17 protein-coding genes are annotated in these 18325 nt (G+C 72.0%); 8 read left to right on the top strand and 9 right to left on the bottom strand.

What is annotated here, in order from left to right; all coding sequences use genetic code 11:
• Positions 1-35: 35 nt before the first annotated feature.
• Positions 36-1550: a gamma-aminobutyraldehyde dehydrogenase gene (locus OCT49_RS26600; RefSeq protein WP_283854322.1), complete on the bottom strand. Its 1515-nt coding sequence runs from the start codon at positions 1548-1550 to the stop codon at positions 36-38.
• 217 nt (positions 1551-1767) lie between these two features.
• On the opposite strand from OCT49_RS26600, the gene ybiA reads away from it, so the two are divergent.
• Positions 1768-2307, top strand: a complete 540-nt coding sequence (gene ybiA, locus OCT49_RS26595; protein WP_283854321.1) for a riboflavin biosynthesis intermediates N-glycosidase — start codon at positions 1768-1770, stop codon at positions 2305-2307.
• Positions 2308-2585: 278 nt separating this feature from the next.
• Here ybiA and OCT49_RS26590 read toward each other — a convergent pair whose 3' ends face one another.
• Complete coding sequence (locus OCT49_RS26590; protein ID WP_283854320.1) at positions 2586-3302, bottom strand: DUF4190 domain-containing protein; 717 nt, start codon at positions 3300-3302, stop codon at positions 2586-2588.
• Between the two features lie 132 nt (positions 3303-3434).
• Between OCT49_RS26590 and OCT49_RS26585 the strand changes: the two genes are divergently transcribed.
• The 3 genes from OCT49_RS26585 to OCT49_RS26575 all read left to right on the top strand — a co-directional run bounded on the left by OCT49_RS26585 (position 3435) and on the right by OCT49_RS26575 (position 6211).
• Entirely contained in the window at positions 3435-4469 is a 1035-nt protein-coding gene (locus OCT49_RS26585) for an adenosine deaminase (protein WP_283854319.1), read from the top strand.
• A 151-nt stretch (positions 4470-4620) separates the two neighbouring features.
• Positions 4621-5325 carry a glycerophosphodiester phosphodiesterase gene (locus OCT49_RS26580; RefSeq protein WP_283854318.1) on the top strand — a complete coding sequence of 235 codons (705 nt, stop codon included), beginning with the start codon at positions 4621-4623 and terminating at the stop codon, positions 5323-5325.
• A gap of 85 nt (positions 5326-5410) precedes the next feature.
• On the top strand, positions 5411-6211 hold the full coding sequence (locus OCT49_RS26575) for an SAM-dependent methyltransferase (protein ID WP_283854317.1): 801 nt from the start codon (positions 5411-5413) through the stop codon (positions 6209-6211).
• Between the two features lie 242 nt (positions 6212-6453).
• On the opposite strand, the gene OCT49_RS26570 is transcribed toward OCT49_RS26575, so the two are convergent.
• The 4 genes from OCT49_RS26570 to OCT49_RS26555 form a co-directional block, all read right to left on the bottom strand.
• Entirely contained in the window at positions 6454-6999 is a 546-nt protein-coding gene (locus tag OCT49_RS26570) for a hypothetical protein (RefSeq protein WP_283854316.1), read from the bottom strand.
• A gap of 66 nt (positions 7000-7065) precedes the next feature.
• Positions 7066-7677, bottom strand: a complete 612-nt coding sequence (locus OCT49_RS26565) for an NUDIX hydrolase (protein ID WP_283854315.1) — start codon at positions 7675-7677, stop codon at positions 7066-7068.
• 84 nt (positions 7678-7761) lie between these two features.
• Entirely contained in the window at positions 7762-9021 is a 1260-nt protein-coding gene (locus OCT49_RS26560) for a polyamine ABC transporter substrate-binding protein (RefSeq protein ID WP_283855957.1), read from the bottom strand.
• A 171-nt stretch (positions 9022-9192) separates the two neighbouring features.
• Positions 9193-10632 carry a gamma-aminobutyraldehyde dehydrogenase gene (locus tag OCT49_RS26555; protein ID WP_283854314.1) on the bottom strand — a complete coding sequence of 480 codons (1440 nt, stop codon included), beginning with the start codon at positions 10630-10632 and terminating at the stop codon, positions 9193-9195.
• 162 nt (positions 10633-10794) lie between these two features.
• Between OCT49_RS26555 and OCT49_RS26550 the strand changes: the two genes are divergently transcribed.
• The 4 genes from OCT49_RS26550 (at position 10795) to OCT49_RS26535 (ending at position 14882) form a co-directional block, all read left to right on the top strand.
• Positions 10795-11301: an Lrp/AsnC family transcriptional regulator gene (locus OCT49_RS26550; protein ID WP_148839616.1), complete on the top strand. Its 507-nt coding sequence runs from the start codon at positions 10795-10797 to the stop codon at positions 11299-11301.
• Complete coding sequence (locus OCT49_RS26545) at positions 11286-12665, top strand: aspartate aminotransferase family protein (RefSeq protein WP_283854313.1); 1380 nt, start codon at positions 11286-11288, stop codon at positions 12663-12665. The genes OCT49_RS26550 and OCT49_RS26545 overlap by 16 nt, the downstream gene beginning before the upstream one ends.
• A gap of 313 nt (positions 12666-12978) precedes the next feature.
• Entirely contained in the window at positions 12979-13716 is a 738-nt protein-coding gene (locus tag OCT49_RS26540; protein WP_283854312.1) for an ABC transporter ATP-binding protein, read from the top strand.
• Positions 13698-14882 (top strand): hypothetical protein, encoded by a 1185-nt coding sequence (locus OCT49_RS26535; protein WP_283854311.1) that lies wholly within the window; start codon positions 13698-13700, stop codon positions 14880-14882. Before OCT49_RS26540 ends, OCT49_RS26535 begins: the two co-directional genes overlap by 19 nt.
• 62 nt (positions 14883-14944) lie before the next feature.
• Here the strand turns inward: OCT49_RS26535 and OCT49_RS26530 are convergent, their stop codons facing one another.
• The 3 genes from OCT49_RS26530 to OCT49_RS26520 all read right to left on the bottom strand — a co-directional run bounded on the left by OCT49_RS26530 (position 14945) and on the right by OCT49_RS26520 (position 18275).
• Complete coding sequence (locus OCT49_RS26530) at positions 14945-15400, bottom strand: SRPBCC family protein (RefSeq protein ID WP_283854310.1); 456 nt, start codon at positions 15398-15400, stop codon at positions 14945-14947.
• A 177-nt stretch (positions 15401-15577) separates the two neighbouring features.
• The gene (locus OCT49_RS26525; protein WP_283854309.1) at positions 15578-16603 is read right to left on the bottom strand and encodes an ABC transporter ATP-binding protein; all 1026 of its coding nucleotides are present in this window, start codon (positions 16601-16603) and stop codon (positions 15578-15580) included.
• 58 nt (positions 16604-16661) lie between these two features.
• Positions 16662-18275 (bottom strand): ABC transporter permease, encoded by a 1614-nt coding sequence (locus OCT49_RS26520; protein ID WP_283855956.1) that lies wholly within the window; start codon positions 18273-18275, stop codon positions 16662-16664.
• Positions 18276-18325 lie beyond the last annotated feature (50 nt).

The following is an 18325-nucleotide window of genomic DNA, read 5'->3' as shown; positions in this document are numbered from 1 at the left end:
GCCCTTTCGGGTGTGTGGGGCCGGGGTCGGCCGGTTTATCGGTCCCCGAAGATCGTGCGGTGCCAGTCCTTGCGGACGACCGCGGTGTTGTCGTACATGACGTGCTTGACCTGCGTGTACTCCTCGAAGGAGTACGAGGACATGTCCTTGCCGAAGCCACTGGCCTTGTATCCGCCGTGCGGCATCTCGCTGATGATCGGGATGTGGTCGTTGACCCAGACGCAGCCCGCCTTGATCTCGCGGGTGGCGCGGTTGGCGCGGTACAGGTCGCGGCTCCAGGCGGAGGCGGCGAGCCCGTAGGGGGTGTCGTTGGCGAGGCGGATGCCCTCGTCGTCGCTGTCGAAGGGCAGCACGACCAGGACCGGGCCGAAGATCTCCGACTGGACGATCTCGCTGTCCTGGGCGGCGTCGGCGACGAGGGTGGGCCGGTAGTAGGCGCCGTCGGCCAGTTCGCCGCCGGGGGCCTCGCCGCCGGTGACGACGGTGGCGTACGCGCGGGCGCGCTCGACGAATCCGGCGACCCGGTCCCGCTGGGCGTGGCTGATCAGCGGGCCGAGGTCGGTGTGCGGGTCGAAGGGGTCGCCGAGCCGGACGGTCTCCATCAGCTCGGCGACGCCCCGCACGAAGGCGTCGTACAGCGGGCGCTGGACGTAGGCACGGGTGGCGGCGGTGCAGTCCTGGCCGGTGTTGATGAGCGCTCCGGCGACGGCGCCGTTGACCGCGGCGTCGAGGTCGGCGTCGTCGAAGACCACGAAGGGGGCCTTGCCGCCGAGTTCGAGGTGGAGGCGCTTGACGGTGGAGGTGGCGATCTCCGCGACCCGCTTGCCGACGGCGGTGGAGCCGGTGAAGGAAGTCATGACCACGTCCGGGTGGCCGACCAGGTGCTCGCCGGCCTCCTTGCCCGTACCGGTGACGATGTTGATCACGCCGTCGGGGATGCCCGCCTCCGTGGCCGCCCGGGCGAACATCAGCGAGGTCAGCGGGGTGATCTCGGCGGGCTTCAGCACGATGGTGTTGCCCGCGGCGATGGCCGGGAGGATCTTCCAGGCGGCCATCTGGAGCGGGTAGTTCCAGGGGGCGATGGAGCCGACGACACCGATCGCCTCGCGGCGTACGTACGAGGTGTGGTCGCCGTCGTACTCGGCAGCCGACTTGCCCTCCAGGTGGCGGGCGGCGCCGGCGAAGAAGGCGGTGTTGTCGACGGTGCCGGGCACGTCGAACTCGGTGGAGAGCTTGATCGGCTTGCCGCACTGGAGCGACTCCACGTACGCGAAGTCGTCGGCCTGCTCGGCGAGTACGGCGGCGAAGCGGTGCATCGCCTCGGCCCGCTCGGCGGGCGTCGCGCCCGACCAGCCGGGGAACGCATCGCGCGCGGCGGCCACGGCGGCGTCCACGTCCGCGGTGCCCGCCAACTCGTAGCTGTACACGGTCTCGCCCGTCGCGGGGTTCACCACGTCGTGCCGGCGCCCCGATGTTCCGGACCGCAGCTTTCCGCCGATGTACTGTGCGCCGTCCGCGAAGCGGTCCCGCACCTGGATGCCGTTGCCCATGACGCTCTCCTCCGCCGCATGCCCCGGAAACACGGGGGCGGCGTAGCCTCTGCTCGATTTGAGTGCCGATCCTGGCAGAGGCCTTCCACCCCAACAAGTGATTCCGTTGTTGCCTTTTGGTTACGCGACGGAATCTGTCGACCATGTGTCGCGTCAGTGCGGAATTCCCCGTACGGAGTGTCAGTGGCGGATGCCAGAATCGCGTGTCATGGAACACATGGACGCTCTTCTGGCGCGGGTCGCGCGCGGGGAGAAGGTGAAGTACCTGCACTTCTGGGGACACCGCCCGCGCCCCGATGGCCGTATCGGCGCGAGCTGCCTCAGCCAGTGGTGGCCGTCGCCGTTCACGGTCGAGGGCGTGACGTACGCGTCGGCCGAGCACTGGATGATGGCGGGCAAGGCGCGCCTGTTCGGTGACGCGGAGTCGCAGGCCGCGGCGGTGGCGGCGAAGAGCCCGGCGGTGGCGAAGAAGGTGGGCCGGCTGGTCCGCGGTTTCGACGACGCGGTGTGGGAGCGCGAGCGGTACGGGCTGGTGGTGGCCGGCAGCGTGCACAAGTTCGGCGGCGACCCGGAGCTGCGGGAGTTCCTGCTGAACACCGGGGACCGGGTCCTGGTCGAGGCGAGCCCGATGGACCGGATATGGGGCATCGGCCTGGCGGCGGACGACCCGCGGGCGGCCGCCCCGGCGACCTGGCGGGGGCTGAACCTGCTGGGATTCGCGCTGATGGACGCCCGGGCGCAGCTGCGGGCGGGCTGAGAGGGCCGGGAACGGGGGCGGCCGGGGAATCGGAAGGCCGTTGTGGAGAACGGCCGGGCGGGTCGGGACCGCTGGGCGCGCGCGGGGCCGACGGCCCTCGCCCGGGGAGGAGGTCGACGAACGCGGCGTTGACGTCCAGGTCCACCAGGTCGGCGGCCCTCGCCCGGGGACGGGTCTCCCGGTCCCGGTACGGCACGACGGCCGTACGGGAAGGGCCGGGGCCCGGCCCGCACGGCCGTCGGGAAGGGGTGCGCCGTCGGTCCGGTGCCGGCGGGGCACTACCGCGTGACGTCGACGACCAGGGACGTGGCGTACGGATCGTCCTCGTAGACGGTGTTGTCGTCGAGTTCGTCGGCGTGGGTGGCGAACAGCCAGATGAAGAAGCTGATGATCGCCACGCCGAGGGCGATGCCGATGGACCCCATGATGATCCCGGCGAGCGCCTGACCGCTGTTGGTCGCCTCACCGCGCTGCACCCGCTTGCGGCCCAGGATGCCGAAGATCAGGGCCAGTACGCCCAGGATCAGGCTCGGGATCCCGTAGACGCAGAACATGCAGACGGCCAGGATGCCGAGCACCATGGCCGCCGTGCCCATCCCGTTGGCGGGCGGCGGGCCCCACGGCGCCTGGGGGTATCCGGGGTACCCCGCGTACCCCGGATACCCGTACTGCGGCTGTGCGGGTGCGGCCGGGTAGCCGTACTGGCCCGCGGGCGGCGGGAACTGCTGCCCCGGCCCGTTGGGGCCGACCGGGGGCGGCGGCACCTCACCGGGGACCGGCCCCGTCCCGCCGGGCGAGCCGAACCCCGGCGGCGGCGCGTCGGCCGGCGCGGGGCCGTCCCCGACGCCCGGCATCGAGGCGATCGTCGGTTGGTTGTGGACGGCGGGCGGACGGGTGTCGCCGGCCGGCTTGTCCAGCGGGACCTTGCTGTCGGGCGCGGCCCACGGGTCCCGCGGCGCGCCCCCGCCCCCGGGCTGCTCTGTGTTGTCTGACATGTGCCTCCCCCATCGTGGTCCCGTCATGCTACGGCCCGCCTTCCCACCTGCGGACCCGGCCTACGATGATGCCCGTCCCCTGCCCGGCCGACCGCGCCCGGCAGCCCGTCGTCCCACGCCCCGGAGAGTCCGATGTCCGAACTGCGCCCCTTCATCGCGGGGCTGCCCAAGGCGGAACTGCACGTCCACCACGTCGGGTCCGCCTCCCCCCGCATCGTCGCGGAGCTGGCCGCGCACCACCCCGACTCCAAGGTCCCCACCGATCCCGAGGCGCTGGCCGACTACTTCACCTTCACGGACTTCGGGCACTTCATCGAGGTGTACCTCTCCGTCGTGGACCTGATCCGCACCCCGGAGGACGTCCGGCTGCTGACCTTCGAGGTCGCCCGCGACATGGCGCGACAGAACATCCGGTACGCGGAGCTGACGGTGACGCCGTACTCCTCGACCCGGCGCGGCATCCCGGAGCAGGCGTTCATGGAGGCGATAGAGGACGCCCGCAAGGCCGCCGAGGCCGAGCTGGGCGTCGTGCTGCGCTGGTGCTTCGACATCCCCGGCGAGGCCGGACTCCAGTCCGCCGAGGAGACCGCCCGGCTCGCCGTGGACCTGCGGCCCGAAGGACTCGTCTCCTTCGGGCTCGGCGGTCCGGAGGTCGGGGTGGGGCGCCCGCAGTTCAAGCCCTACTTCGACCGCGCGATCGCCGCGGGTCTGCACTCCGTGCCGCACGCCGGGGAGACCACCGGGCCGCAGACCGTCTGGGACGCGCTGACCCATCTGCGCGCCGAGCGCATCGGCCACGGCACCAACTCCGTCCAGGACCCGAAGCTGCTGGCCCACCTCGCCGAACACCGCATCCCGCTGGAGGTCTGCCCGACCTCGAACGTCGCGACCCGCGCCGTGGCCGACATCGACCAGCACCCGATCCGGGAGATGGTGCGGGCGGGTGTCCTGGTCACCATCAACAGCGACGACCCGCCGATGTTCGGCACCGACCTCAACAACGAGTACGCGGTGGCCGCCCGGCTGCTCGACCTGGACGAGCGCGGGCTCGCCGAGCTGGCGAAGAACGCGGTCGAGGCCTCGTACCTCGACCCGGCCGGCAAGCGGACGCTGGCCGCCGAGATCGACACGTACACGGCGAGCTGGCTGGAGCGTGCCGGCCGGTGAGCCCGGTGGGACGCGCCGGCCGGTGAGCCCGGTGGGACGCGCCAGCCGGTGAGCCCGGCGGGGCGTGCCGGCCGGGGAGCGGCCGGCACGCTCCGGTCGACGGGCCCGGTGGATCGCGTCGGCCGGTGAGCCCGGTGGTCACAATGACCCCATGACCCCCACAGTCACCGCCGTGGCGCACCGCGGCGACCCCTACCGGGTCCGCGAGAACACGCTCCCCTCGATCCGCTCCGCCCTCGCACAGGGGGCGGACGCGGTCGAGATCGACGTACGGCTCACCCGCGACGGGGTGCCGGTCCTGCTGCACGACCCCACGCTGAAGCGGTTGTGGGGTCATGATCTGCGGCTCGACCGGCTGACCCGGGCCGAGCTCACCGGGCTGACCCGCGGTGGTGTGCCCACGCTGCGCGAGGCGCTGCTCGCCGCCGGGGCGCACCGCGTCATGATCGACCTGCCCGGCTCCACCGACGGCTCCGTGGCGCGGACCGTCGCCGCGGTGCACGCGTGCGGGGCCGCGGAGCGGGTCTACTACTGCGCGGGCCCCGAGGCGATGCTGCGGGTGCGCGCCGCCGATCCCGCCGCCGAGATCGCCCTGACCTGGACATCGTCCGAGCCGCCGGGCCCGGCGCTGCTCGACGCGGTGCGGCCGCGCTGGCTGAACTACCGGTTCGGCCTGGTGCGGCGGGATCTGACGGACCGTCTGCACCGGGAGGGGCTGCTGGTGTCCGCCTGGACGGTGGACACCGGCCCCGTCATGCGCCGCCTCGTCCGGCGGGGCGTCGACTCGATCACCACCAACCGGGTGGACGTCCTGCGCCGCGTTCTCGCCAACTCCTCGGCCACCGGACCCGCTTGATCGTCCGGCATCATGGACGGCGTCCCCTCTCCCCACTCTTCCTCTCCCCCACTCTGAATCACCGGCCGGCCCGAGGAGCAGAACCGTGAGCGACGCCCGCACCGATCACTTTTCCAACCGTGTCCGTCCCGACGTCGCCCACAACGCGCGGGTCTGGAACCACTGGCTGGGCGGCCGGGACAACTACCCCGTGGACCGCGAGGTCGGCGACCGGGTCACCGCCATGTACCCGAGCATCGGCGAAGTGGCGCGCGCCGACCGGGAGTTCCTGGGGCGTGCAGTCCGCCATCTGGCCGGTGACGTGGGGATCGAGCAGTTCCTGGACATCGGCACCGGTCTGCCGACCGCCGGGAACACCCACGAGGTCGCCCAGCACACCGCCCCCGGCTCCCGGGTCGTGTACGTCGACAACGACCCGGTCGTGCTGGCGCACGCCCGTGCGCTGCTCACCAGCTCCCCGGAGGGCGCGACCGCGTACGTCGAAGCGGACGCCCGCCGTCCGGAGGAGATCCTGCGGGCGGCCGAGCCGACGCTGGACCTGGGGAAACCGGTCGCGGTCATGCTGCTCGGCATCCTCAACTTCGTCCTGGACACGGACGAGGCCCGGCACATCGTGCGCACGCTGATGGACGCGGTGCCGTCCGGCAGCCATCTGGTCCTGACCCATCCGACGCTGGAGCTGGGCGGCGAGGGCAACGAGGCGGCGATGCGGTTCTGGAACGAGAACGCCACCCCGCCGATCACCGCCCGCAGTCGCGCCGAGTTCGCCACGTTCCTGACCGGACTGGACCTCGTGGAGCCGGGCATCGTGTCGTGCGCGCGCTGGCGCGCGGAGCCGTGGGCGCCGCTGGTCGCCCAGTTCGGCGCGGTGGCCCGGAAGCCGTAGTGGATCCGTGGGGGGTGTGGGCGCGCGCCCGGGTGGTGCTGCCGCCGGTGACCCGCCGCCGGACGCCGGTCGCGGTTCTCGTCGCGGTACTGGTCGCCGGGGCCTGTGGACCATCGCCGTCGACGGGCCGGGGCAGCCGCTGCCGTGCACCGGTCTCGTGACGGTCCGCACCGCGCCGGACGCGCCGCAGGAGCCCCGGCCCGCGCCGACGGCGGCCTTCGGCACCCCGTCAACCGGCTGACTCAGCCCGCCGGGGCGGCCGTCGGCGCGGGCTCCGGCTGCGGGGTTTGCTCCAGCGCCTCCAGCCGCTTGATCATGCGGCGCACCACGAGCAGCGGGATCACCCCGAAGACCCCGAACGACATGTCGATGACGGACCACCAGAAGGGGATGCCCCGGATGGGCCCGCAGATCAGCGCGAGCGGGATGATCCCGGCGCAGGCGATCATGCCGAATTCGATGACCCAGATGTTGCGGACCGGGTCGCGGTAGGGGCCGTAGAAGGCGACCGCGATGACGAGGTGCGCGAAGGCCAGCCAGTCGGTGCCGTACAGGACGAAGGGGTACTTCGCGTCGGTCTGGTCCAGGCCGGTGCGGACCTTGGTGATCCACTCCATCAGTGCCGGGAAATGCTCCGGAACGGGAGAGGCCGAGGACCTCAACAGGTCCTCGGCCCAACGGAGTTCATGGACGAGCGGAAAGGCAGTCAGTCCACTCAGCACCAGACAGACGATGAAGAGGATCAACCACATGCGTATGCGCCTCAGCAGGGCTCTTCGCTCACTCATGTCCGCAGCGTACGCCCGGGTCCACCGGCCCCTCGCACCGCCTGCCGGGGTTCTCGCGCCGTGCCTTCACGCCCCTGTGCGGGGGCGGCCGGCGGGGTTGTCGGGGTCGGTTTCCTCGTCGAAGTCCCCCAGGTGGACGGGGCCGTCGGCCGGCCGGGGCGCCGTGAGCGCACCGGTCAGGAGCCGGGCCAGGTCCTTCGGCCGGATGGTCTCCTTCGTGACGGCCAGTTCCCGCACCGACCACCAACGGTATCCGTGGCGGGCCTCGACCGGGTCGATCCTCACGCGGTGCGCCTCGTCGTCCGTGACGCGGGCGAGGCGGTACTCCTCGTGCTGGTCGAAGCTCCGGCCGTCGACGGTGAAGGCGGTCCGCCGGGTCCACAGGAGCGGGCCCAGCCGGTGGGCGGGGAGGGACAGCCCCGTCTCCTCCCGGATCTCGCGGACCGCCGCCCCGATGTGGTCCTCACCGTCCTCGACGCCCCCGCCGACGGTGAACCACCATCTCGCCCCCGGCCCGCGCGGGTCGCGTCCGCAGAGCAGCAGGAGCCGGTCGTGCCCGTCGACCAGGAGCACCCTGGAGGTCCAACGCTCCGTCCTGTGCCCGTTCTTCCGCCCGTTCCCCTGCCCGCTCTTCTGTCCGTTCTTCTGTCCGTTCTTCTGTCCGTCCTCGGCCGTCATGGGCGCCGATGCTATCCGGGGGCTCCCCCGCAGCGGCCCCGTACCGCATCTCCCCGTACCGCACCGGCCTCGGACCGCCGCCGCTCACAGACCGGCGATGGCGTTCCACTTCTTCGCGAAGCCGGCGCGCTCCTCGGACGTGATGTCGCGGGCGATCGTCAGCCGCTCGCGCATCTCGTCGTCGGGGAAGATCAGCGGGTCCTCGGCGAGTTCGGCGGTCTCCTTGTCCTCGGACGTGATGTCGCGGGCGATCGTCAGCCGCTCGCGCATCTCGTCGTCGGGGAAGATCAGCGGGTCCTCGGCGAGTTCGGCGGTCTCCTTGTCCTTGGCCGCGGCCAGCACCTCGCGGGCGGCCGGGACGGGGCAGACGTAGTTGACCCAGGCGGCCAGCTCGGCGGCCACCTCCGGCTCGTAGTAGTAGTCGACGAGCTTCTCGGCGTTGCGCTTGTGGCGGGCGAGGTTGGGGATCATCAGCGATTCCGACCAGAGTTCGGCACCCTCCTCGGGAACCACGAACTCGATCTCCGGGTTGTCGGCCTGGAGCTGGATGACGTCACCGGAGTACGCCTGGCAGGCGAGCACGTCGCCGGTCGACAGGTCCTTGATGTAGTCGTTGCCGGTGAAGCGGCGGATGTGCTTCCTGCGCACCAGTTTCTCGATCTGTTCGCACATCTCGTGGAAGTCGTCCGGCACCCAGCGGGTGATGTCGACGCCGTTGCCCAGCATCAGGAGGGCGAAGGCCTCGTCGAGCCCGGACAGCAGTGTCATCCTGCCGCGCAGGTCGTCCGCCCACAGATCGCTCACGTTCCTGATCTCGCGGCCGAGCTTCTTGCGGTTGTACGCGATGCCGGTGATCCCCGACTGCCAGGGAACGCTGTGCGTACGGCCCTTGTCGAAGGCGGGCGAGAGCAGTTGCGGGTCGAGGTACCGGGCGACGTTGGGCTGCTTGGCCCGGTCCATCTCCTGCACCCAGCCCAGCCGGACGAACCTGGCGGACATCCAGTCGCTGACGACGATCAGGTCCCGGCCGGTCTCCTGGTGGTTCATCAGCGCCGGGCTGATCTTCCCGAAGAACTCGTCGTTGTCGTTGATCTCCTCGGTGTACGTGACGGAGATGCCGGTGCGCCTGCCGAACGCGTCGAGGGTGGGCCGTTTCGACTCGTCCTCGTCGTCGGTGTCGATGTAGAGGGGCCAGTTGGCGAAGTGCAGGGAGCGGTCGCTCGCCGAGGTGTCGCGTCCGGCGCGGTCACCGGGCTCCACGTAGGCGGCGGGCACGCCGCAGCCGGCCAGCGCGGCGCCGGCCGCCGTGGCTCCGAGGGCGCGCAGCAGGGACCGGCGGGACATGGGGTTCTTCGGGGTTGCTCGCACCCGCGCAGGATGCCGGTCGGCCGGACGGAGGGGCAATGGACCAACCGTCCAGCTTCGCGCACCCGGTCCGCACACCCTGTCGATGCCCGGGTACGGCGGCGGCCCCGGGCTGGTGCCCGGGGCCGCGACCCTGCCTCCGACCGGGAATCAGTCGTCGAGCGAGGTCATGACGTGCTTGATGCGGGTGTAGTCCTCGAAGCCGTACGCGGAGAGGTCCTTGCCGTAGCCGGACTTCTTGAACCCGCCGTGCGGCATCTCGGCGACGAGCGGGATGTGGGTGTTGATCCACACGCAGCCGAAGTCGAGGTTCTTGGACATCCGCATGGCGCGGGCGTGGTCCTTGGTCCACACCGAGGAGGCCAGGGCGTACTCGACGCCGTTGGCGTACTCCACGGCCTGGGCCTCGTCCGTGAACTTCTGGACGGTGATGACCGGGCCGAAGACCTCGTTCTGGATGATCTCGTCGTCCTGCTTGAGGCCGGAGACGACGGTCGCGGCGTAGAAGTAGCCCTTGTCGCCGACCCGGTGGCCGCCCGCCTCGACCCTGGCGTGGGCGGGGAGCCGCTCGATGAAGCCGCTGACCTGCTTCAGCTGGTTGGCGTTGTTGAGCGGGCCGTACGCCACGTCCTCGTCGTCCGGCAGGCCGGTCTTCGTGTCGGCGGCGGCCTTGGCGAGCTCGGTGACGAACTCGTCGTGGATGGACTCGTGGACCAGGACGCGGGTCGCGGCCGTACAGTCCTGACCGGCGTTGAAGTAGCCCGCGCCGGCGATGCCCTCGACGGCCTTGGCGATGTCGGTGTCCTCGAACACGACGACCGGGGCCTTGCCGCCGAGCTCCAGGTGGACCCGCTTGACGTCCTTGGCGGCGGACTCGGCGACCTGCATGCCGGCCCGTACCGAACCGGTGATGGAGGCCATCGCCGGGGTCGGGTGCTCGACCATCGCGCGGCCGGTCTCGCGGTCGCCGCAGACGACGTTGAAGACGCCCTTGGGCAGGATCTTGCCGATGATCTCGGCGATCAGCACGGTCGACGCCGGGGTGGTGTCGGACGGCTTGATGACGACGGTGTTGCCCGCGGCCAGCGCCGGGGCGAACTTCCAGACGGCCATCATCATCGGGTAGTTCCACGGCGCGACCTGCGCGCAGACGCCGACCGGCTCGCGCCGGACGATGGAGGTGAGGCCCTCCATGTACTCACCGGCCGAGCGGCCCTCGAGCATCCGCGCCGCGCCCGCGAAGAAGCGGATCTGGTCCACCATCGGCGGGACCTCTTCGTCCCGGGTGAGCCCGATCGGCTTGCCCGTGTTCTCCGACTCGGCGGCGACGAGGTCCTCGGCGCGCTCCTCGAAGGCGTCCGCGATCTTCAGCAGGGCCTTCTGGCGCTCGGCGGGCGTGATGTCGCGCCAGGCGGGGAAGGCGGCCGCGGCGGCCTCCATGGCGGCGTCGACATCGGCCTGTCCGGAGAGCGGCGAGGTCGCGTAGACCTCCTCCGTCACCGGGTTGACCACATCGATGGTCCGCCCGTCAGCGGCGTCCCGGAACTCTCCGTTGATGTAGTTGCGCAGACGGCGCACCTCGGTGGTCACAACCACCCCTCCTGTCGACACGGCCAATGGGTGAGGTACCCAGCCTAGTCTCTCGGGTGTCGCTTTCGACATGCCCAACCGCCGTGAACTTCGGATTCAGTGAGATCGAGGCCCCAGGACAACGAATTTCATCGATCTAGGGTTGCCAGACGGACGAGTCCCGTGCACAGTGGATGTGTGGCCAGTCGCAGCGCAGACTCCAGGACCGGGAACGGATCGTCACCAGCGGTCGATGCCGTCTCCCTCGCAATCATCGAGCAGCTCCAGGAGGACGGACGCCGTCCGTACGCCGCGATAGGCAAGGCCGTCGGCCTTTCCGAGGCGGCCGTGCGGCAGCGCGTCCAGAAGCTGCTCGATCAGGGCGTGATGCAGATCGTCGCCGTCACCGACCCCCTCACCGTGGGGTTCCGGCGGCAGGCGATGGTCGGCATCAATGTCGAGGGGGACCTCGACCCCGTCGCCGAGGCGCTGTCGGCCATGGACGAGTGCGAGTACGTGGTGATGACCGCGGGCTCGTTCGACCTGATGGTGGAGATCGTCTGCGAGGACGACGACCACCTGCTGGACACGATCAACAAACGCATCCGGGCCCTCCCCGGTGTGCGCTCCACCGAGAGCTTCGTCTACCTGAAGCTCAAGAAGCAGACCTATATGTGGGGAACCCGATAGCCGTGAGCAAGGACCTCAGCCGAACCGCGTACGACCACCTGTGGATGCACTTCACCCGCATGTCGGACTACGAGACCGCGCCCGTTCCCACCATCGTGCGGGGCGAGGGCACCTACATCTACGACGACCAGGGCAAGCGCTACTTGGACGGCCTGTCCGGCCTGTTCGTGGTCAACGCCGGTCACGGTCGTCACGAGCTCGCCGAGGCGGCCTACAAGCAGGGCCAGGAGCTGGGCTTCTTCCCGGTGTGGTCCTACGCCCACCCGAAGGCCGTCGAGCTGGCCGAGCGCCTGGCCGACTACGCCCCGGGCGACCTCAACAAGGTCTTCTTCACCACCGGTGGCGGCGAGGCCGTGGAGACCGCCTGGAAGCTGGCCAAGCAGTACTTCAAGCTCAAGGGCAAGCCGACCAAGTACAAGGTCATCTCGCGTGCGGTCGCCTACCACGGCACCCCGCAGGGCGCCCTGTCGATCACCGGCCTGCCGGCCCTGAAGGCCCCCTTCGAGCCGCTGGTCCCCGGCGCGCACAAGGTCCCGAACACCAACATCTACCGCGCCCCGATCCACGGCGACGACCCCGAGGCCTTCGGCCGCTGGGCCGCCGACCAGATCGAGCAGCAGATCCTCTTCGAGGGCCCGGACACCGTCGCCGCGGTCTTCCTGGAGCCGGTGCAGAACGCCGGCGGCTGCTTCCCGCCGCCGCCCGGGTACTTCCAGCGGGTGCGCGAGATCTGCGACCAGTACGACGTGCTGCTCGTCTCCGACGAGGTCATCTGCGCCTTCGGCCGCCTCGGCACGATGTTCGCCTGTGACAAGTTCGGCTACGTGCCGGACATGATCACCTGCGCCAAGGGCATGACCTCGGGCTACTCCCCGATCGGCGCCTGCATCGTCTCGGACCGCATCGCCGCGCCGTTCTACGAGGGTGGAAACACCTTCCTGCACGGCTACACCTTCGGTGGTCACCCGGTCTCCGCGGCGGTCGGCCTCGCCAACCTCGACATCTTCGAGCGCGAGGGCCTCAACCAGCACGTCCTGGACAACGAGAACGCCTTCTTCACGACGCTGCAGAAGCTGCTCGACCTGCCGATCGTCGGCGACGTCCGCGGCAACGGCTTCTTCTACGGCATCGAGCTGGTGAAGGACAAGGCCACCAAGGAGACCTTCACCGACGAGGAGACCGAGCGCGTCCTGTACGGCTTCCTCTCCAAGGCGCTGTACGACAACGGCCTGTACTGCCGGGCCGACGACCGCGGCGACCCGGTCGTCCAGCTCGCGCCGCCGCTGGTCTCCGACCAGTCGACGTTCGACGAGATCGAGGGCACTCTGCGCACCGTCCTCACGGAGGCGTGGACCAAGCTCTGACCTGCGGCACCGGTGGGAGGACCGGCCACGGACCGACCCTCCCGCCGGCCGCCCCGGCACACCGGGAGCCACCGCGGCCCCGGCCCGCCGAACGGGCCAGCCGCCCGACCGCCGTCCGGCCTGTTCCGGACGGCCGTCCTCCACGGTCCGCACGGCCCGGATGCGCCCATTCGAGTGGGAAGGGACGCGTCCGGGCCGTGTGCTGTGCCCTCACCGCGGTTCGGATCCTTACGGTGCCGAGTGACCGATCGGCCCTTTCTTCGTTCCCCCGTACGGGGGAACGGGAATTACGATCTGAACCGAGGTGTACGCCATGGTGGCCCCGCCGGACAACGACGTGATCTGGGCGCGTTCCCTGCACCACTCCCACAACGGCTCGCCCGCGCTCGGCGGCGTCTCCCTGGGAGTCCGCGACGGCGAGATCCTCGCCGTGACCGGCCCCCGGGGCTGCGGCAAGACGACCCTGCTGCACTGTCTGTCCGGCCAGCTGGTGCCCGAACAGGGCGAGGTGTGGTTCAACAGCGTCCCCGTCCACACCATGGGACCCCGGCTGCGCGAACGACTGCGCCGCGACAGGTTCGGCTGGATCGCCCCCGAACCCCAGCTGGTGCCCGAGCTGAACGCCTGGGAGAACACCGCGCTCCCCCTGCTGCTGCGCGGCACCTCGCACCGGACGGCCCGGAAGACCGCCGTGGAATGGCTGGAGCGGCTCGACATCGGCCCCTGCGCCAAGCAGCGGCCGCACACCCTGCTCCAGGGGCAGCGCCAGCGGATCGCCGTGGCCCGCGCCCTGGCCGCCGCCCCCGCAGTGATCTTCGCGGACGAGCCGACCGCGACCCTGCACCGGAGCGACCGCACGCACGTGCTGCGCACCCTGACCAGCGCGGCCCGCTCGCACGGCATCACGATCGTGCTCGCCACCCACGACGTGGAGGTCGCCGCCCTCGCCGACCGCACGGTCCCGCTGCTGGACGGCCGCCGCGTCGCCACCGTCGCCCTGCCCGCCGGGACCGACGCGGAGGGCAGGGCGGCGTGCTCGCTCTCCGTCTAGCCCGGGGTTCCCACCCGCTGGTCCTGCTGCGAAGGCTGCTGGTCGCCGCCGCCTCCGCCGGGGTCGGCTTCCTCCTGCTGTGCACCCTGAGCTACGCCTCGGGGCACCCGACGCACTCCACCGGGGCCCTGCTGCGGCTGCTGTGGTGCTTCGCCCCGCTCGCCGCCACCGTGCAGTTCGCGGTCGCGGTGGCACGTACGGACCCGAGCGCCCGGCCGCGTTCCGCGCTGTCCGCCGTGGGCCTGGGACCGGTCCGGCTGGCCGCCCTCGCGGCGGTCTCCACCGCCGTGTCCTGCACCCTCGGGTCGGCGGTGGCGCTGCTGTTCTTCCTGCATCTGCGCGGTGACCTGTCCGGGCTGCCGTTCGACGGCGCGGCGGCCGGGCTGCTCGGTGCGGACGCCCCGCTGCCGCTCGGCGCCGCGCTCGTGCTGCTGGCCCTGGTCCCGGTGGCGGCGGCCACCGCGAGCGGGCTGTCGCTGCGCACCGGGCCGGTCCCGACGGCGCCCCCGGCCGCCACCTCCTCGGAGGTCCGGACGGAACCGGAGCCGCCCGGCCCCGCCGATCCCCCGACGGGGCTGCCCTGGGGCGTGGCGCTGATCGCGGCCGGTCTGGCCGTCGAGGCGTACCTGAGCCGGGGCGACGGGCAGAGCCTGCTCCCGCTCCCCGGCCGGATCGACGCCACCCCGGCCGGGGTGCTGACGGGGTGGACCCTGGCGGCGATCGGCCTGGCCCTGGCCGGCCCCGGGCTGACGTACTTCTGCGGACGGCTGCTGCAGTCGGTGCGCCCGGGGGCCGTACGCCTGCTGGCGGGCCGGGTGCTGATGGACGAGGCGCGCCGGATCGGCCGGCCGCTGGGCGTGATCTGCGCGGTGCTCTCCGCCGCCGTCGCCGCCCATGCCCTGTACGGGGCGGGGGAACACTCCTTCGGTCCGCTCACCGCGCTGGGCGCGGTGCTCGTCCTCGGCTGCACGACGGCGACGCTGCTGACCTCGGCGCTGGAGACGCGGCAGGCCCGCTCCGAGGTGTCGGGAACCTTGTTGCGGCTCGGTGCCCCGGCCTCGGCCCTGCGGGTCTCGGCCGCGCTGCGCGCCGCCGTCCTGGTGCTCGTCTTCGCCCCGCTGACCTGGCTGATCGCGGAACTGGCCGCGCTGCCGCTGACGATCTGAGACCCCGGCCGCTATCAGCGCCACGCCCCAGGGCAGCCCCGTCGGGGAGCTGCGGGGCCGACTCAGGAGGAGGACGCGAGCCGGGCCGCGAGCGCGTCGAAGAACGCCTCCCAGCCGTCCTCGGCCGCCGCGTACTGCTCAGCCGTGAGGTTGCCCCCGCGCTGCCGGAAGACCATCTCGGTGGTCCCGTCGCCGCGGTCGGCGAAGGTGGCGGTGACGGTCTCGCCCTCGATGTCGTCGGGCGCGGTGGCGTCCTTGAGCGTGAACACCAGGCGCTCGGGCGCGACCACCTCGCGGTAGACCCCGTGGAAGGGCATCTCCGTGCCCGGCACCACGATGACCAGGCTCCAGGAGCCGCCCGGCCGGACGTCCATCGCCACCCGGTCGAGCGGCACCTCGGCCTCGCCGCCGTACCAGGCCGCGAAGTGCTCGGGCGTCGTCCACGCCTCGAAGACGCGGTTTCGCGGGGCGGCGAGGACGCGGGTGATGTCGATGCCCTCGCGTGTTGACTCGGTCATGGTCGCCATCCTTCCCGCTTCCGGGTGCGCTCCGGGGCGGCCGGTTCCGCGCCACGGGAGCATCCGGCCATCGTCCGGCCCCCGGGCGAAGTCCGCCACCCGGGCCCGCCGGAGCCGCACGGACGGCGGACAGGACACGCACGCCTCAGGGGGCAGCGGGCACGGCCCCGCGCACCGTCAGGGGGCGGCGGGCAGGACGACGGTCTCCGCCGCGTCGAAGCCGACCCCGACCGCCGACCCCTCCTCGGGGGCGTCCCGCAGCGCGCACTCCGCCTCCAGGGCCGGGCCGGTCTCCGGCAGCAGCCGTACGGCGACGTGGTTGCCCCGGAACGTACGCGTCCCGACCACGCAGCGCAGCCCCTCGCCCGGGGCGCCGATCCGGACCCCGGCGGGGCGCACCAGCAGATCGCCCGCCCCCTGCGGCGCCCCCTCGGCCACCGGCACCTCGCCCCACACCGTGGCGGCGACGGTTCCGTCCACCTTCGCCGGCACCACGTTGTCGAAGCCGAGGAACCGGGCGACGAAGGCGGAGGCCGGGCGCTGCCAGACCTCCAGCGGCGTACCGGTCTGGGCGATCCGTCCGTCGCGCATCACCACCACCCGGTCGGCCAGGGCGAACGCCTCGCCCTGGTCGTGGGTGACGGCCAGCACCGTCGTGCCCAGCCGCCCGAAGAGCGTGCGCAGTTCGACGACGAGCCGTTCCCGCAGGCCGCGGTCGAGCTGGCCGAGCGGCTCGTCCAGCATCAGCAGCTTGGGGCTCGGGGCGAGGGCCCGCGCGAGGGCGACCCGTTGCTGTTCCCCGCCGGACAGCGCGGCGACGGCGCGCCGCTCGGCACCGGGCAGGCCCACCAGGTCGAGGAGTTCGCCGACCCTGCGTTCCCGGTCGCGGCGCGGCATCCCGCGCATCCGCAGCCCGAAGGCGACGTTGGCGCCGACGTCCCGGGTCGGGAAGAGCTGGTGGTCCTGGAACATCAGGCCGAGCCCGCGCCGGTGCACCGGCACCCCGGCCTGGTCCGCGCCGTCCAGCAGCACCCGGCCGCCGTCCGGCGGCCGGAGTCCCGCGACCACCCGCAGCAGGGTGGACTTGCCGCTGCCGCTCGGCCCGAGCACGCACACGATCTCGTGCTCGGCGACCTCCAGGTCCACCGCGTCGAGCGCCGCCCGCTCGCCGAAGCGCACCGTGGCCGATTCCAGTGTCAGCATCCCCAGAACTCCCCGGACATCTCAGAACTCCCCGACATCTCTAGAACCCCGGACATCTCTAGAACTCCCCGGACCGGTCCGTGCGGATACGTTCGAGCAGCAGCAGCGAGAGGGCGCAGACCACCATCAGGATGGTGCTGAGAGCCATCGCCTGGCCGTAGTTGAGCTCCCCGGCCCGCCCCAGCATCCGGGCCACGGCGACCGGCAGCGTCGGCCGGTCCGGCCGTGCGATGAACACCGTCGCGCCGAACTCGCCGAGCGACACGGCGAACGCGAAACCGGCCGCGACCAGCAGCGCCCGCCGCACCAGCGGCAGATCGACCTCCCGCCAGGCCCGCAGCGGCGAGGCCCCGAGCACCGCCGCCGCCTCCCGCAGCCGCCCGTCCACCGCCCGCAGGACGGGCAGCATGGTCCGTACGACGAAGGGCACGCCGACCAGTGCCTGGGCGAGCGGCACCAGGATCCAGGACGTCCGCAGATCCAGCGGCGGTTCGTCCAGGGTGATCAGGAAACCGAAGCCGACGGTGACCGCGGACACCCCGAGCGGCAGCATCAGCAACGCGTCGAAGCCGCGGACGAGCCTCCCCGCGCGCCGGGTCAGCGCGGCGGCCGCGAGCCCGCCGACGACCAGGGCGATGGCCGTGGCGACCAGCGCGTACTGCACGGAGTTCCAGATCGCTTCGAGCGGCGCGACCAGGAACGTCCCGCCACCGGCGTCCGCGGAGCCCAGGGCCCGGTAGAAGTCGAGGCCGTGGCCGCCGGGGGCGTCCAGCGAACGCTCCACCAGCACGCCGAGCGGCAGCAGGATCAGCAGCAGCACGGTCAGCAGCACGCCGGCGAGCAACGCCCACTGCCCGGCTCCGCGCGGTCTGCGGGCGGTCCGTTCCGGGTCGACCAGCTTCAGCGCGGTCTCCCTGCGCCGTACGGTCCACGCGTGCACGGCGAGGATCGCGCCGACCGCGGCGAACTGCACCAGCGTCAGCACGGCGGCCGTCGGCAGGGCGAGCAGCTGGGCGGTCTGCCGGTAGATCTCCACCTCGAGCGTGGAATAGCCGGGACCCCCGAGGATCTGCACGACCCCGAAGGAGGTGAAGGTGAAGAGGAAGACCATCAGCGCGGCGGCGGCCACGGCGGGGGCGAGGGCCGGCAGCGTCACCCGTCGCCAGGCGGCGAACCGCCCGGCGCCCAGGACCCGGGCGGCCTCCTCCTGCCGGGGGTCGAGCTGGGACCACAGTCCGCCGACGGTCCGTACGACCACCGCGTAGTTGAAGAAGACATGGGCGAGCAAGATAGCCCAGACGGTGGTGTCGAGCCGTATGCCCCAGAGTTCGTCGAGGAAGCCGCCGCGCCCCAGCAGCGCCAGGAAGGCCGTCCCGACGACGACGGTCGGCAGGACGAACGGCACCGTGACGACGGCCCGCAGCAGTTGTTTGCCGGGGAAGTCGAGGCGGGCGAAGACATAGGCGCCGGGCAGCGCGATCAGCAGGGTCAGCGCGGTCGAGGCGAGCGCCTGCCAGCCGGTGAACCAGAGGACGTCGCGGATGTCCGGCCGGGCCAGCACCTCGCCGACCCGGCCGAACTGCCAGACGCCGTCCGCCTTCAGCCCGCGGCCGACGATCGCGGCGACCGGGTAGGCGAAGAACAGCGCGAAGAACGCCACGGGCACGGCCATCAGACCGAGCCGCACCGCGCTCCCCCGCCGGGCCGCGGCACGGGCGCCGC

This window comes from Streptomyces sp. ML-6 (assembly GCF_030116705.1).
In the GTDB taxonomy this organism is placed as follows: Bacteria; Actinomycetota; Actinomycetes; order Streptomycetales; family Streptomycetaceae; genus Streptomyces.
Note: the sequence above shows the minus strand (reverse complement) of the source record. Positions and strands in the feature narration are given on the sequence as shown.